The organism is Mesobacillus selenatarsenatis SF-1 (assembly GCF_000813125.1).
Classification (GTDB): Bacteria; Bacillota; Bacilli; order Bacillales; family Cytobacillaceae; genus Mesobacillus; species Mesobacillus selenatarsenatis.
Genome location: NZ_BASE01000138.1, coordinates 1 through 13,551, shown reverse-complemented (window position 1 = coordinate 13,551; position 13,551 = coordinate 1). Strand labels below are relative to the sequence as shown.

15 protein-coding genes are annotated in these 13,551 nt (G+C 40.6%); 12 read left to right on the top strand and 3 right to left on the bottom strand.

All coding sequences use genetic code 11. The annotated features are described in order from the left end of the window. Nucleotides 1-196 precede the first annotated feature (196 nt). The 7 genes from TY49_RS23485 to dapF all read left to right on the top strand — a co-directional run bounded on the left by TY49_RS23485 (nt 197) and on the right by dapF (nt 6,270). Nucleotides 197-397, top strand: a complete 201-nt coding sequence (locus tag TY49_RS23485; protein ID WP_041968306.1) for a PLD nuclease N-terminal domain-containing protein — start codon at nt 197-199, stop codon at nt 395-397. Further along, nucleotides 397-1,305 carry an ABC transporter ATP-binding protein gene (locus TY49_RS23480; RefSeq protein ID WP_041968305.1) on the top strand — a complete coding sequence of 303 codons (909 nt, stop codon included), beginning with the start codon at nt 397-399 and terminating at the stop codon, nt 1,303-1,305. Before TY49_RS23485 ends, TY49_RS23480 begins: the two co-directional genes overlap by 1 nt. After that, nucleotides 1,302-2,081 carry an ABC transporter permease gene (locus TY49_RS23475; protein WP_041968304.1) on the top strand — a complete coding sequence of 260 codons (780 nt, stop codon included), beginning with the start codon at nt 1,302-1,304 and terminating at the stop codon, nt 2,079-2,081. The genes TY49_RS23480 and TY49_RS23475 overlap by 4 nt, the downstream gene beginning before the upstream one ends. Nucleotides 2,082-2,345: 264 nt before the next feature. After that, entirely contained in the window at nt 2,346-3,737 is a 1,392-nt protein-coding gene (locus TY49_RS23470; protein ID WP_041968303.1) for a S8 family peptidase, read from the top strand. Between the two features lie 124 nt (nt 3,738-3,861). Next, complete coding sequence (locus TY49_RS23465; RefSeq protein ID WP_041968302.1) at nt 3,862-4,653, top strand: hypothetical protein; 792 nt, start codon at nt 3,862-3,864, stop codon at nt 4,651-4,653. An 87-nt stretch (nt 4,654-4,740) separates the two neighbouring features. Further along, a complete protein-coding gene (locus TY49_RS23460) occupies nt 4,741-5,070 on the top strand; it encodes a four-helix bundle copper-binding protein (RefSeq protein WP_041968301.1) in 330 nt (109 codons plus the stop codon). A 219-nt stretch (nt 5,071-5,289) separates the two neighbouring features. Then, nucleotides 5,290-6,270 carry a diaminopimelate epimerase gene (gene dapF / locus TY49_RS23455; protein WP_041968300.1) on the top strand — a complete coding sequence of 327 codons (981 nt, stop codon included), beginning with the start codon at nt 5,290-5,292 and terminating at the stop codon, nt 6,268-6,270. 25 nt (nt 6,271-6,295) lie between these two features. Here the strand turns inward: dapF and TY49_RS23450 are convergent, their stop codons facing one another. Continuing rightward, entirely contained in the window at nt 6,296-8,128 is a 1,833-nt protein-coding gene (locus TY49_RS23450) for a DNA ligase D (RefSeq protein ID WP_041968339.1), read from the bottom strand. A gap of 138 nt (nt 8,129-8,266) precedes the next feature. Here TY49_RS23450 and ku point away from each other — a divergent pair, with 138 nt between their 5' ends. Beyond that, nucleotides 8,267-9,124, top strand: coding sequence for a non-homologous end joining protein Ku (gene ku / locus TY49_RS23445; protein ID WP_041968299.1), 858 nt, complete (start codon nt 8,267-8,269; stop codon nt 9,122-9,124). Nucleotides 9,125-9,250: 126 nt separating this feature from the next. Continuing rightward, nucleotides 9,251-10,132 (top strand): NAD-dependent epimerase/dehydratase family protein, encoded by an 882-nt coding sequence (locus TY49_RS23440; protein ID WP_041968298.1) that lies wholly within the window; start codon nt 9,251-9,253, stop codon nt 10,130-10,132. 50 nt (nt 10,133-10,182) lie between these two features. Here the strand turns inward: TY49_RS23440 and TY49_RS23435 are convergent, their stop codons facing one another. Next, nucleotides 10,183-11,235 carry a sulfite oxidase gene (locus TY49_RS23435; RefSeq protein ID WP_041968297.1) on the bottom strand — a complete coding sequence of 351 codons (1,053 nt, stop codon included), beginning with the start codon at nt 11,233-11,235 and terminating at the stop codon, nt 10,183-10,185. A 160-nt stretch (nt 11,236-11,395) separates the two neighbouring features. On the opposite strand from TY49_RS23435, the gene TY49_RS23430 reads away from it, so the two are divergent. From TY49_RS23430 to TY49_RS23420, 3 genes are read left to right on the top strand one after another with little or no spacing between them, the layout of a single operon-like run. After that, nucleotides 11,396-11,929: a hypothetical protein gene (locus TY49_RS23430; protein ID WP_052442284.1), complete on the top strand. Its 534-nt coding sequence runs from the start codon at nt 11,396-11,398 to the stop codon at nt 11,927-11,929. A 46-nt stretch (nt 11,930-11,975) separates the two neighbouring features. Continuing rightward, nucleotides 11,976-12,485, top strand: coding sequence for a metallophosphoesterase family protein (locus TY49_RS23425; RefSeq protein ID WP_369390747.1), 510 nt, complete (start codon nt 11,976-11,978; stop codon nt 12,483-12,485). A gap of 40 nt (nt 12,486-12,525) precedes the next feature. Continuing rightward, entirely contained in the window at nt 12,526-12,927 is a 402-nt protein-coding gene (locus tag TY49_RS23420) for a hypothetical protein (protein WP_041968295.1), read from the top strand. Nucleotides 12,928-12,949: 22 nt separating this feature from the next. On the opposite strand, the gene TY49_RS23415 is transcribed toward TY49_RS23420, so the two are convergent. Continuing rightward, nucleotides 12,950-13,261, bottom strand: coding sequence for a DUF6509 family protein (locus tag TY49_RS23415; protein ID WP_041968294.1), 312 nt, complete (start codon nt 13,259-13,261; stop codon nt 12,950-12,952). Nucleotides 13,262-13,551 lie beyond the last annotated feature (290 nt).

The window sequence follows — 13,551 nt, the reverse complement described above, 5'->3', positions numbered from 1 at the left end:
GATTTTAAATACAATATCCGGCATCTTGTATGTCGGATATTTTTTATGCTTTTTTCACTCGGTTGCTTCTTGCTTGTAATTAGAATTGACTTTGTAGAAATGTTTTATAAAAATCCGCTCCTGAAATTAAAATTCTTTGAACGAATTTTTACTTAAGCCGTCTTATGGATGTAAAACAAATAAGGAGGTTATCAAAATGGAATTATTCGCTGACATTAATTGGGCTTTAATTGCACCTATATTGTTCATTCAAGTTATTTTATTAGTTATTGCGGTGATTGATTTAATAAAAATCGAAAAAACAAACGGTCCGAAATGGGTTTGGGCAATCGTTATATTGATGGTTAACATTATTGGGCCTATCCTGTATTTCGTGATTGGAAGGAGAAATCAATAATGCCCTTAGTCACAGTAGAAAATTTGGAAAAAAGTTTTAAGGACTTGCGAGTGATTAAAGGGTTAAATTTCCAGTTGGAAAATGGTAAATGTGTTGCTTTGATTGGAGCCAATGGTGCAGGTAAAACGACTACACTCAAAATGCTCTCGGGGCTGCTTAGACCAACAAAAGGAAAAATATCTTTCGCAGGGGAAAAGCAGGGGGGTGACCATCGTCGGTTGATTGGTTATCTCCCGCAACATCCAGTATTTCATGATTGGATGACGGCAAGGGAATTTCTCGAGTATGTTGGAAAGCTATCAGGATTGCCTACAAAGAAAGCGAAGGAACGGTCAGCTGAGCTGCTGGAACTTGTGGGGATAGCGGATGCAAAAAACAGGAGAATCGGCAAGTTTTCCGGCGGAATGAAGCAGCGCCTCGGGATTGCCCAGGCGATTATCCACAGACCTAAACTAATCATGCTGGATGAGCCAGTTTCTGCTTTGGACCCTTTCGGCAGACGTGAAGTTCTTGAACTGCTGGAAAAGCTAAAGAAGGAAGCGACTGTATTATTCTCTACTCATATCCTAAATGATGCCGAAGAAGTTTGTGAAAGCATTTTGTTTCTGCACAATGGAGAAATTATTGAGTCTGGAACAATGGATGAATTCAGGGAGAAATATCACCAGTCAAAAATCGATCTTGTTTTTAGCCAAGAAGCCTCCAGCTTTTTAAAAACTCTTTCAAAACATCAACAAATCGATTCCATCCAAATGGAAGGCAATAAAGCAAGTATTTATACTGAAAATCTTAAAGCAGTTAAAGAGGTTATACTGACCCTGGCAGCCAAGGAGAACTGGCCGCTCAATAAATATGAAATTGGTTCAATCAGTCTTGAAGATGTTTTCATGAAGGTGGTGCAAAAATGAAGCAATGGTTCACGCTACTAAACAAAGAATTTCTGGAGATGGCAAGGAACTATAAATGGATTTGGATGCCGATCACCTTTATTTTGCTCGGAGTGATGGATCCTCTGACCACCTACTATTTGCCGGAAATCCTTAATTCTGTAGGCGGCCTTCCAGAAGGGGCCATATTTGAAATGCCCGAACCATCAGCCCAGGAAGTTTTTATCATGAGTTTGGGACAATACCAGATGATTGGAATATTGATCATCGCCCTCTCCATGATGGCAACAGTTGCGGGGGAGAGAAAGAGCGGTGTCGCACAGCTGATCCTCGTAAAACCAGTTTCCTATTTCTCTTATATCACTTCTAAATGGGCAGCTGCACTTATATTAATCGTCGTTTCATTGTTCCTTGGAATGTTAGCAAGCTGGTATTATACAGGCGTTCTGTTTGAGTTTATTCCATTTGGCACTTTCATGGAATCGTTCGGTCTATATTCATTATGGCTCATATTGGTATTGTCCTTCGTAATCCTTTGCAGTGCAATGTTCATGCAGCCAGTCGCAGCCGGTATGGTAGCGCTTGTTACGGTCTTTATTTCTACGATAATAGGAGGTTCCTTCCAGCACCTCCTCGAATGGAGTCCTACACAGCTCCTTCCCTATGTTTCTGAAAGGTTGATTACCGAAAAGTGGCCAGAGCATGTTTGGCCAGCGACAGGTATAACTTTAACAATGACCGTTTTGTTTGTATTATTGGCAATATATATATTTAAAAGAAAAGAGCTTGCAGATTAAGATCTGGTCATAGACCGGGTCTTATTTTTTTGCTAGGAAGGAAGAACTGTTTTTACTATAAATTTGTCGAAATATTTAGATAAATAAAGTGTCAAAATGGTTCTTTTAACATATTTCAACAGGATATTATTTTAAAGGCATACTTACGAATAATAAAATTTACCTAATTTTATGGATAAATACTGGATTTAGATGTCGAAATCATTATATTGCTAAAGTTTGATTTTTAAATATAATGAAAATTAAGAAAAAAGGAGGGGTAATATGTCGACAAGAAAAAAACTTTATGCAGGAACACTCGCTGTCCTTTTGGGAGCGGCTACCATCTTTAATGCAGGCGTAACAAAAGGGGAAGCAGAATCAAATACTGAAAATACATACCTGGTCATTTTTAAAGACCAGCAGGGACTACCAGCAGGTTATGCGGAAGCAATCAAAAAAGCTGGCGGTCAAGTGGAAGATAAATTGGACAAGCTAGGTGCGGTAGAGGTTACTTCTAAAAATTCCAACTTCTTGAATGAAGTGAAGAAGTCATCTATTGTTTTAGAAGCTGGTATCGAAAATACTGTTTATCCTGAACAAACGATTGATGGAGAGACAGTAGAAGTGGAAGACCTTACTGAAGGTGCAGACTTTTATAACCAGTACATGTGGGATATTAAACAAGTGACAAATAACGGTGAATCATGGAACCTGCCAGGGGGAACGGGATTGTCAGTAGATGGTGAAGATATCGTTGTCGGTGTCATAGATACTGGAATCGACTATAATCACCCAGATATAAAAAATAATTACGCTGGTGGAAAATCATTTGTTCCTGGCTATAGTGACCCAATTGATCAAAATAGCCATGGTACACACGTTGCGGGATCAATTGCGGCAAAAGGTGAAGCTCTTGGAGTGGGACCAGACCTTAAGGTAGCATCATACCGGGTATTTGGACCAACTGGAGGTGCAGCCACTTCGCATATTGCCGAAGCTTTAATGACAGCCGCAGATGATAATGTTGATGTAGTAAACATGTCACTAGGTGGTTATGACTGGTTCCAGGATCCTGCATATGCCACGAAAGACATTGTAGCAGATGTTCAATTATTCAATCGTGCGATCCAGTACGCAATCAAGAAGGGTGTAACGGTTGTCGGATCAGCAGGGAACAACGCAGTGGACCTTAGCAGTCCTGGGAAATTGTCAGGCGATGACACAGGTGCTACACACAGAAGTCCTAGCAGCCAGACGATGATCAGAGTTTCCGCTGGCGGAGCTTTAAAGAATCTTGCATTCTACTCCAACTATGGCGTTGGTAAAATCGATGTAATGGCTCCTGGCGGCGACCTTGGACCGAACTATGATCCTGTTACTCGTACAGGAAGAGATAACAGTTACCTTGCTTATAGCACTGTACCTGTACTAGATCCAGATACAAAGGAAGTTATTGGTCATGGTTACGGCGGTAAAGGCGGTACCTCAATGGCAGCACCAAAAACTGCAGCTCTTGCAGGTGTAGTAATCGCCAAGCACGGCAAGGACAAATTGACTCCAGCACAAGTCAAAGCAATCATCCAAAACTCTGCAGAAGATCTATTCAAACCTGGTTATGATGATCAAACCGGCTACGGTCTGATCAATGCAGTAAATGCATTGAAATTAAAATAATCTATTGTAAAACCGGACGGGTGCTCCTGTCCGGTTTTTTATGTTGAAAAAGATAGAATGATTGGGCTGTTTGATTAATAGACTTAGAGTGACGAAGTAGATTTTCCTCAAGGAGATAATAGATATGAGTATTCGGCAATATTACCAGCAGACAGCCTATATTAGTTTAAACGCTTCTATTATATCAGCAGGCCTTCTTACGATGATTATGGCGGCAAGCCTGCTGTTTTCCTGGAATATACCTTTGTTCCTGGTGGCAGTGCCATTCTTGTTTTTAGTATTCCTCCACTACAATCAATTTATTTTATATAAAAACAAATCAGAAGAGAGCGCGGAGGCATTTCATCGATATGATGATAAACAATTCTTAAAGCAAAACCACCTGCTTATTGCTTTTGCTCCAGCGCCTGCAGTAAGACTACTCTTTTTTACTCCTGACGGAATGCTGGCTGGCGAATTAAGAGAACAAAGGACTAGAAACTACCGCTGGTTTATCCCTTATTTTTTAGATAAAAGAATAAAAAAACAAATTGGAATATATGACTCAAAAGGAAATCTGCAAGGAAGATTGAAACAGGAGCGATATAGATTTAAAATACTGAATGAGCAAAATGATATAATTGGTATATTTTTAGAGAAAAAGAAAGAAAAAGATACAATTGGCTCAGCTGTCTTAGGTGGTGGAAGAAAGTTAAAAATAGATAAGATCCCAGGCTCCATTCGTGATTTTAAACTTGTCCGAGAAGACGGCTATACGACCGCGACGCTGCGAAAAGGCTGGATGCCATTGGAGTGGACAAGGTTTTTTAAAGAAGCCAATACTCCTGTGCTAACATTCGACTATACAATGGGAAAGGCAGAACGGATGGCTGTATTTGCTGCTCTTGCCAGCCTCTATATGTATTACGATCATTAATTTGAAAATTGTTCCATTTTCGAAAGTTTCGTTTATCTTCGATTCGAAGAGGTTAACAAATAATAGAAACTAGAAGGAGGTTGGGACATGGTAAACCAACAATATCAGGATTGCATCCAGGCGTGCATAGAATGTATTGAAGCTTGTAATGTTTGTTTTGATTCCTGTTTAAAAGAAGAGAATGTGAAAATGATGGCAGAATGCATCAGAATGGACAGGGAATGTGCTGAAATCTGCGGCATGGCAGTAACGGCGATGCAGACAAACAGCCACTTTGTGAACCAGATTTGTGGTTTGTGTGCGGAAATTTGTGAAGCCTGCGGCAATGAATGCAAAAAGCATGACCATGAACATTGCAAAAAATGTGCTGAAGCATGCTTTAAATGCGCAGAAGAATGCAGAAAGATGGCATCTTAATAACAGGAGAACCAGCAAACCAAAAGCTGGTTCTTTTTTATGTGAAATGGGTAAAAGCAGAAGCCGTGCATTACCCGAAAATCGCCTGAACAAGGAAAAAGGGTAAAAGCAGAAATCGTAAAAAATAACACAAATTTTACCCCTTATTACCTTCAATATTGAACAATTCCATTATTTATGGCATCTTGTAATATAACGAAGTGTTTTGGGGGCGTTACAATGAAAATTGATTTGATTAAATGTCATGGTTCAAATAATGACTTTCTATTGATAGATGAAACTGACCGGAATTATAAATTTGATGATTTTAAAAGGCGTGATCTCGCATTGGCGCTCTGTGACAGGGAATCATCACTGGGTGCAGATGGAATCTTGTTCATCCGTCCAAGCAGGGTTGCAGATGCCCAATATCGGATTTTTAACTCTGATGGTACAGAAGCATCCATGTGCGGCAATGGACTTCGCTGTGCAGGCCGCTATGTATGCGAGAAGCTTGGCGTCGTGGAAGCCGTGATTGAAACGATGAAAGCCAACCTCAGGGTGAAGAAGCATGAAGAGATTTTCATTGATATTCCAACCTACCAGGTGGAAATCTCGCCAGTAACATTTGATTTGAAGGATTTGCCGTTAAATCTTGACCAGGAGACACTGATTCAGGAGGAGATCCCGCAGTTGGCTGAGGAATTGACGTTTACAGCACTCTCGGTACCTAATCCTCATTTGACGGCTGTAGTCAGCAAAGAGCAATTGGAATCCGATTTGCAGACCAGGTTGAGTGAGAAGGTAAATAATCCTAATGATTTATTTCCTGACGGAGTCAATGTCAGCTTTATCAGGCTCCTTGAAAAAGGGAGTATCTATGTGAGAACCTATGAGCGAGGAGTAGGCTATACGAATGCTTGTGGAACAGCTATGTCAGCATCCACACTCGTCACATGCCTGATGGGGGAGAATGAATTTGACCAGCCAATAAATGTGTACAATAATGGCGGGATGGTTCAATGCGCTGTCCATAAAGAAGATGAGACATATACAATCGATTTGATCGGTAATGCTACTTTTGTCTATTCAGCACAAATTGAGGTTGATTTTACAAAAGAGGGGATACTTGCGGAAATACTTGAACAGGAAGATTTCAACGAAGATACCCTCTACAGCAGGCTGCAAGAGCATGCTAAAAAGTATCTAAACCAATTTTAAACGAAAAAAATCCTGAGGAACTTCCTCAGGATTTTTTTGCCTTCAAGACTTTCAACACCGGTTTGAAATTCTGATCTTCTTTTGCTGTAAAGTATGTCCTGAACGGACATCCTAACTTCTTCACGCGCTGGATGATTGATCCTAGATGAAAATCCTCAATATTTAACTTATCGTTCACTTCCTCCCAGAATAGCGGAGTGGCTACACCTGCATGTGATTTGCCGCGAGCGGAATATGGACTGACAATCGTCTTGCCTTCAGCATGCTGGATGTAATCTACATATAGTCGGTCGCCCCTGTTTTTCTTCAACCGCTCAATCGTGAACGATTTTGGGTCTTTTGAAACAAGATAGTTCGCGATAAATGAGGTGAACAACTTGGTATCATCATAGCTATAAGTATTATCCGGGAGCGGGATGTACACCTGCAGTCCTTTGTTTCCGGACGTTTTTATAAAGCTGATCAGTTTCAATTCATCCAAAACCTCTTTAATATAAAGAGCAGCTTTAATCGCCAAATGGAAATGATCCCTTGAAGGGGGATCAAGGTCAAAGACGATTTCATCAGGCCCTTTGCTGTTGATCGTTTGGAAGGGAATATGAAACTCAATGGCGATTTGATTCCCGAGCCAAAGCAAGGTTTTCATGTTATTGCAGACAATATACTCAATGCCTTCAGATTTCGAAGTTTCGACGAAGTCTGGTGCATAATCAGGAACGTTTTTTTGGTAAAAGGCTTCGCCAAGCATGCCGTGAGGATACCGGATCACTGTTAATAAGCGGTCTTCCAGAAATGGAAGCATATAGGGAGAAATCTCCCTTAAGTAATGAATGTAATCAACCTTTTGGATAGGCGGCTCTTCCCAAATCGGCTTGTCCGGATGAGTAATACCAATATCCGGCGGCAGATTCTTCTGCTGGAAAACGAATTTCTCATACGTACATGAATCTGGACTTAAATCGAACCGGAATTGATGGAAATGAGGCTCACGAAGCTGGTCTTCATAAATTTCCAGGTATTTCACATCAAGGCATATTCCGGGTTCCACATAAATGAATTGATCGTTTTCGTCACTTTTATTTTGCTTGATAATCTGATGCAGAGCATTTTTTTCTTCTGGCTTAAAGCCGAAGATGACAAGGCCAATTTGGTGAATTTTTGAGTCTTTATAAACGGAGATATAAAAGTATCCATTGGATTTCTCATATGCCGTCACAAAGCAGGAGACATACTTCCAGTTTTTTGTCTTGATCCATGCTTCCGTCCGTTTGCCTTCCTCCCATTTGCTATTGTATTGTTTGGCGATTATACCCTCACCATCGTAGATGACGACGTTTTCCCATAAGCCTTTCAAATCCGTTTCACTTGGGACAAGTTGTACCAAGTCCGGGTTTTGGTGGTTGGGAGAGAGTGGAAGACCAATCTCGGAAAACAGGGATTGAAGTTTTGTACGCCTGTCTTTGTAACTTTCAGATGCTATACTTTTTCCTTCTATCCTCAAAAGATCGAACACCATCAGCCTGCAGGGATTCCTATTTGCTTCTGCTTTTATTTTTCCCTGAGACCTCATTCTTCCCCTGATTTGAATAGTTCCAAAATTTGACTTATATGGATTCTCTAAGTAAACGAGCTCAGCGTCAAATGTAAGAGGAAGATATGGCTGGAACTTTTCCATATTGGCAGCCAGGAACTCCGATAATTCCGGAAACAGCGGAAGCAGCGGTTTCCCATTCCGGCTTGTCAGTTCAATTTCCTGATCCCAAGTCAACAGTGCTCGAAAGCCATCAAATTTAATCTCATAACGCCATTCATCCCCTTGTGGCGTTTCGAACGCAAGTGTAGGGAGCATTGGTTTCAGCATTTTCCCCATCCTTTCACCAGTCGTATTTAATATTGTTCCTGTTTAAGCTCAAACTAGTACGCTGGCAAATGTTTTAATGCATGATAAATCCATTCTTAAGCACATTAGTAATAAAACGATAAGGTGGAGAACGTAATGCATACAATTTGGAAAGGGAGCATCAGCTTTGGGCTCGTCAATATCCCAATCAAACTTCATGCCGCGACTGAGGATAGAGACATCAAACTGCGTACCCTTCATAAAGAGTGCCATTCACCAATTAAATATGAGAAAACATGTCCTGTGTGTGATGTTGAAGTGAAAAACGAAGACATCGTTAAGGCTTATGAGTATACGAAAGGAAAGTTTGTCGTCCTTGAAGATGAAGACCTTGAAGCATTGAGGAAGGAAAACGAAGATAAAGCCGTGGAAATTATCGATTTTGTAAAAATTAATGAAATCGATCCAATTTACTTTCAGCGGAGCTATTTTATGTCCCCGAACGAGGGTGGCGGCAAAGCATATTCTCTTCTCAGGAAGGCTCTGGAGGAATCGCAGAAGGTTGGTATTGCCAAAATAATCATAAGGGCAAAAGAGCAACTCGCAGTAGTTAGAGTCTATAATAATACACTCGTAATGGAAACCATTCATTTCCCCGATGAGGTAAGAAATGCTGTAGATGTGCCGAATGTACCGGAAGAAGATAAAGTAACGGAAAAGGAACTGGACACTGCCATCATGCTCATCGATCAGTTGACAACGGAGTTTGAACCAGAAAAATACAAGGATGATTATCGTACCGCTTTATTGGAGCTGATTGAAGCAAAGCGTACAGGTAAGGAGCTTGTCACTCCTACAGAAAAAGAGCCTGTTTCCAATGTTACAGATCTTATGGCCGCACTTCAGGCCTCCATTGACCGTACCAAACCAGAAAAGAAGAAAGAGACTGCAACAGCAGCAAAGAAGAAAAAAACAGCTGCGAAACCAAAGGCAAAGGAAAAGAAACAAGCATAAAGAAAACACCTATATGACCCAACCGGCCCCAATATTGTGGCCGGTTTTTTAATTTCCGCATTAGACTTTAAAGGAAATTCACAAATCAAAGAAGAATTAGTCAGTATAGAAAAGGGGGATTTTTTAATGAGGAGAGTTCTTGTGCTTGGAGGGACCCAGTATTTTGGGAAAAAGCTGGTCCAAAAGCTGATAGAAATTGGCGATGAAGTAACGATAGCCACAAGAGGAAGTAAAAGTGATCACTTTGGTGCAAATGTAAAGCGGCTGGTGATTGATCGCGAAAAGAAAGAGACGATGGCAGCAGCCTTCGAAGATAAAGAATGGGACCTGGTGTACGACCAATCCTGTTTTTCGCCAATTGAGGCCAAGGATACAGCAGAGGCATTGAAAGGGAAAGTGCGTCGCTATATATTTACTTCTACTCAGGCAGTGTATGAGTTTGGTACGCTGCATGAAGAAGCAAATTTTGACCCTTATACATACCAAGTAACATACAAAAGCAGAAAAGAGTATCCAGGGTATGAAGGATACAAAGAGGCCAAAAGAGCCTCTGAAGCGGTATTTCACCAGCTTGGTTATTTTGATGTGGTTTCCGTCCGATTCCCGATTGTTGTCTCTGAAGATGATTACACAGAGCGCTTAAAATTTCATGTTGATAAAATACTTGCCGACCAGCCAATAGGCATACCAAACCCTGAATTGCGGTACAGCTTCATACATGCTGATGAAGCGGCACACTTTCTTCTGGGAATTGGAAATTCAACCTTTGAAGGTCCAATCAATCCTGGATCGGCAGGAGATATTAGTTTGCGTGAATTGGTCGATAAAATCGCTTTGCTGGCCAATAAAGAAGCTGTTGTGGAGAACAGCAACACAAGCGGTACTGTCTCACCTTATGCATTACCCGGTTCCTGGTCGATCGACACTTCCCTTGCAGAAGGGCTTGGCTATAAATTCACCGATTTGAATCATATGCTGGATCAATTGATTAAGTATTATATGCAATAACATGACTAAAAGAAAAACCAGGTGCTGATATCTCTGCACCTGGTTTTTCTTCATTCTGCTTTTACAGTAATTTGCATAATCGCATTGTAGCCATAGCCTTTCTTGTTCCAGATAGCCTCTGCAGGCTGCGTTTTACCTTCGTTGTCTGTTGCTCTGACGGAAATATGATATTCATTACCAGATTTAAACTCCATAGGGTAACTCCATGACACAGTTTGATGTTCTTTAGGAATTTTCTTCAATTTGGCTTGCTCCCAGCTATCTCCTTTATCAAAGCTTATTTCTACCTTCGAGACGACACCAGAACCTGTCCATGCGATTCCTTTAATTTCGTGAGTACCACTTTTAACAAGCTGTTTATCTTGTGGCTGCTGGATAGTCGAATTCACATGATTTGTAGTCACTTGCTCAGATGTACCATTTTTATAATAATAAACATAATCATTAGTCTGGAAAGGACCTGTGAATTTGTCTTTAATAAGAATGATCTCATTAAGCCATTTTACAGAAGCCATCCCGTACCATCCTGGAACTATCAGCCGGAAAGGGAAACCATGTTTTTGGGAGAGTGGTTTTCCATTATACTCATAAGCAATCAGCACATCAGTATGAAGTGCCTTGGCAATTGGCAAACTTCTTTCATAGTGGATAAGCTGACTGCTCTTAACACCCACGTCTCTTCCTCTAAAAACGACTTCATTCACGCCTGCTTTGATTCCGGTGTACTCAAGCAAATTCTTAAGAGGTACCCCCTTCCAAACTCCCTCACTCATCGCTCCGTTTTCCCACTGCTCTCCAAAGACTTTTTCCTCGAAATATGCTCTTTTATTACCTGAACACTCAATTAACACCCTTTTGGATTTGGAAGGCAGTTTTAGGAGATCAGAGTAATTGATGAGTAAAGCATAATGAACCGAGCCGGAAATTTTCAGTGTGAATGACTCTGGTGTTAAAATCGGGTAAGGAAAATGATTCCTGCGGTAAAATATTGAGTCAGCAACCGGTTCGATAAATGAAATAAAATGTATAGGGGTTTCCTGGTTTTCTGGGTTAAGACTTCTGGTTGTTAAGTGTGGACGTACCTTTCCGAACTGGTAATACATACTCATTCCTCCTCAATGTTAATTTATTTTTGGGACATTTATGGAAGAACCTGATGTGGAAGGGAAATAATAAAAGGTTTTTGGTGATGGCTGTCAAATAATATTAAGAACAGATTCACTCGCGGTGAAAGAACAATAAGTTTTAACAGGGGGCAGGCAGATGGAAAAGAAAAGCAAATGGAAACTTATGATTTTACCTGCAAGTCTGTTTTTGCTGGCTTTTGGTCTATATGCTGGCTATTCAATGTGGGAGACAGGTAATCTTCAAGAAGTCAGGGGTAAAAGTAGTTCAAGCAATCTTAAGAACGGAGGTCAGACTGTCGCTGTATTCCAGGAAGAGTCTGAACAAGAAAACTACTCAACAGTTGGCAGCTTCATTCGTGAATTTCATACTAAATATAATGATACTCTCGGTTGGGGCGGAATAGAATCTGTTGATTGGGAGGAGCAGAGGGAGATCGCTTCTGAAATCCTATCTGTCCTGGTAACAGTCGAAACAGACAATACTGCGCTCCAAGCCGATTTTGATACCATTTTAACTTACTCCAAGACCATTGAAGATGGAAAAAAAGATAAGAAGATATTACTTCAGCTTCACCGATATTTTCATGACCTTGATATTGAGTTCAACAGTTATAATAGGACGAGTGATTATTTTAATGTGACAAAATATAAAGACCCTGAGAATGGTTAATCCATTCCCACCAGGGTAACATAACAGAGAACAGCAGGCGAAGGGAGTGGGGTCAGCCATGAAAATCGTGGTCATTTCTGACACTCATATGCCGAAGAAGGCAAAGAAGTTGCCTGAGAGGCTGCTCCTTGATTTGGAAGATTGTGATTACATAATTCATGCTGGTGATTGGCAGAGCGAGGAGCTATATAATCAGCTTAAACAGTATGGACCCGTTATTGGAGTTAGCGGAAATGTAGATGGTCCTGAACTCAAAAGTCTGCTCAAAACGAAAGAATTATTCAGAGCGGGCGATTTTCATATAGGGATTGTCCATGGACACGGCACCGGAAAAACTACCGAAAAAAGGGCAATAGAAACCTTCGAGGCTGACGAGGTTGATTGCATCGTTTTTGGTCATTCGCATATTCCTGTCCTAAAGGAAATCAGTGGCGTAATAGTTTTTAATCCCGGCTCACCGACTGATAAAAGAAGACAGCAGGAATTCTCTTATGGTATCCTGACAGTCGGAGAAGAAATCAGGGCAGAGCATATCTTTTTCAAAGATAAGAATTGAATCAACATATGCAAATTAATGACAGGAGTGTTATACAATAATGAAAACCTTTGAAGTGAAATTTCACGCAGAAGACCAGGTGGAAACGATGAAGGTCCAGAAACTAAGCAGTGAGGATTATGACCAAGTTACTGAAGGCGGCACACGTCATTTGTTTGATTTAGATACGAATATAGGTTTTTTTGTCTTTTTTGATGCAGAAGATAAGGACGGCAAAGAATATTATTTGATGCTTCAATATGAGGACCAGAGCGAAGAGCCTTCGAATTGCTACGGATTCGGACTGAAGGATTTCTATGAATTTTCTGCTTTATATTTGAATGATCTGGAATTTACTGAAGAACTTAACGAAGAAGAAGGTGAACTTGGTCCTGTTCAACACCTTGCCCATCTCCTTTATCATATCGTTGAGGAAGGTAAGACAATAGAAGTATCAAATTAAAAAAGAGCATTTCTGCTCTTTTTTAATTTGTATCCTCATCCGTTTCATCCTCGGCAGGCAAGTTTTCCTCACAATAGTTCTTTACTTGTACCGCTTCATCATCTTCGAGTTCAAAATCGAGAACCTTTTCCGTTTCCTGTTCAATGAAGTAGCTTTGCAGAATCCGTCTTTCATCCCCGTTTACTAGGAATAGTACCTTTAAAAGCAAGCCTTTGTCAGTAAAGAGCTCGTCCTCTTCATCTACCTCGATATTTAAAAAATATTCAAATCTGTTCCCTGTAAGAAGTCCGAATGGATCTTCAAGAAGTTCGACAGTATGTCCAGTAATATTCATGAATGCTCATCCTTTTAATTTTGTCACCTCTATTATATATCGAAAACATCAAAAACAATCAAGAAATTCGCCGCCAAGAGAAAGAATGCAGGATAGAGAGCAGCTTTCAGGACTAATTGAAAACGGGAGGGCAGTATGCAGAAATTGAAATCGGGAACATATCCGTGGTTTATGAGCCTCGTTTCCGCTCTTTTTCAATAACGGGGAACATATATGGCTTTTATGTGCTCCGTTATCCGCTTTTAACCAAAAATCGGGAACATATCCGTGGTTTATGAGCCTCGTTCCGA

Excerpts from the sequence above, each read along its gene's own strand:
- TY49_RS23485 (WP_041968306.1), top strand. The coding sequence starts at position 197 with ATGGAATTATTCGCTGACATTAATTGGGCTTTAATTGCACCTATATTG.
- TY49_RS23480 (WP_041968305.1), top strand. The coding sequence starts at position 397 with ATGCCCTTAGTCACAGTAGAAAATTTGGAAAAAAGTTTTAAGGACTTG.
- TY49_RS23475 (WP_041968304.1), top strand. The coding sequence starts at position 1,302 with ATGAAGCAATGGTTCACGCTACTAAACAAAGAATTTCTGGAGATGGCA.
- TY49_RS23470 (WP_041968303.1), top strand. The coding sequence starts at position 2,346 with ATGTCGACAAGAAAAAAACTTTATGCAGGAACACTCGCTGTCCTTTTG.
- TY49_RS23465 (WP_041968302.1), top strand. The coding sequence starts at position 3,862 with ATGAGTATTCGGCAATATTACCAGCAGACAGCCTATATTAGTTTAAAC.
- TY49_RS23460 (WP_041968301.1), top strand. The coding sequence starts at position 4,741 with ATGGTAAACCAACAATATCAGGATTGCATCCAGGCGTGCATAGAATGT.
- dapF (WP_041968300.1), top strand. The coding sequence starts at position 5,290 with ATGAAAATTGATTTGATTAAATGTCATGGTTCAAATAATGACTTTCTA.
- ku (WP_041968299.1), top strand. The coding sequence starts at position 8,267 with ATGCATACAATTTGGAAAGGGAGCATCAGCTTTGGGCTCGTCAATATC.
- TY49_RS23440 (WP_041968298.1), top strand. The coding sequence starts at position 9,251 with ATGAGGAGAGTTCTTGTGCTTGGAGGGACCCAGTATTTTGGGAAAAAG.
- TY49_RS23435 (WP_041968297.1), bottom strand. The coding sequence starts at position 11,235 with ATGTATTACCAGTTCGGAAAGGTACGTCCACACTTAACAACCAGAAGT.
- TY49_RS23430 (WP_052442284.1), top strand. The coding sequence starts at position 11,396 with ATGGAAAAGAAAAGCAAATGGAAACTTATGATTTTACCTGCAAGTCTG.
- TY49_RS23420 (WP_041968295.1), top strand. The coding sequence starts at position 12,526 with ATGAAAACCTTTGAAGTGAAATTTCACGCAGAAGACCAGGTGGAAACG.
- TY49_RS23415 (WP_041968294.1), bottom strand. The coding sequence starts at position 13,261 with ATGAATATTACTGGACATACTGTCGAACTTCTTGAAGATCCATTCGGA.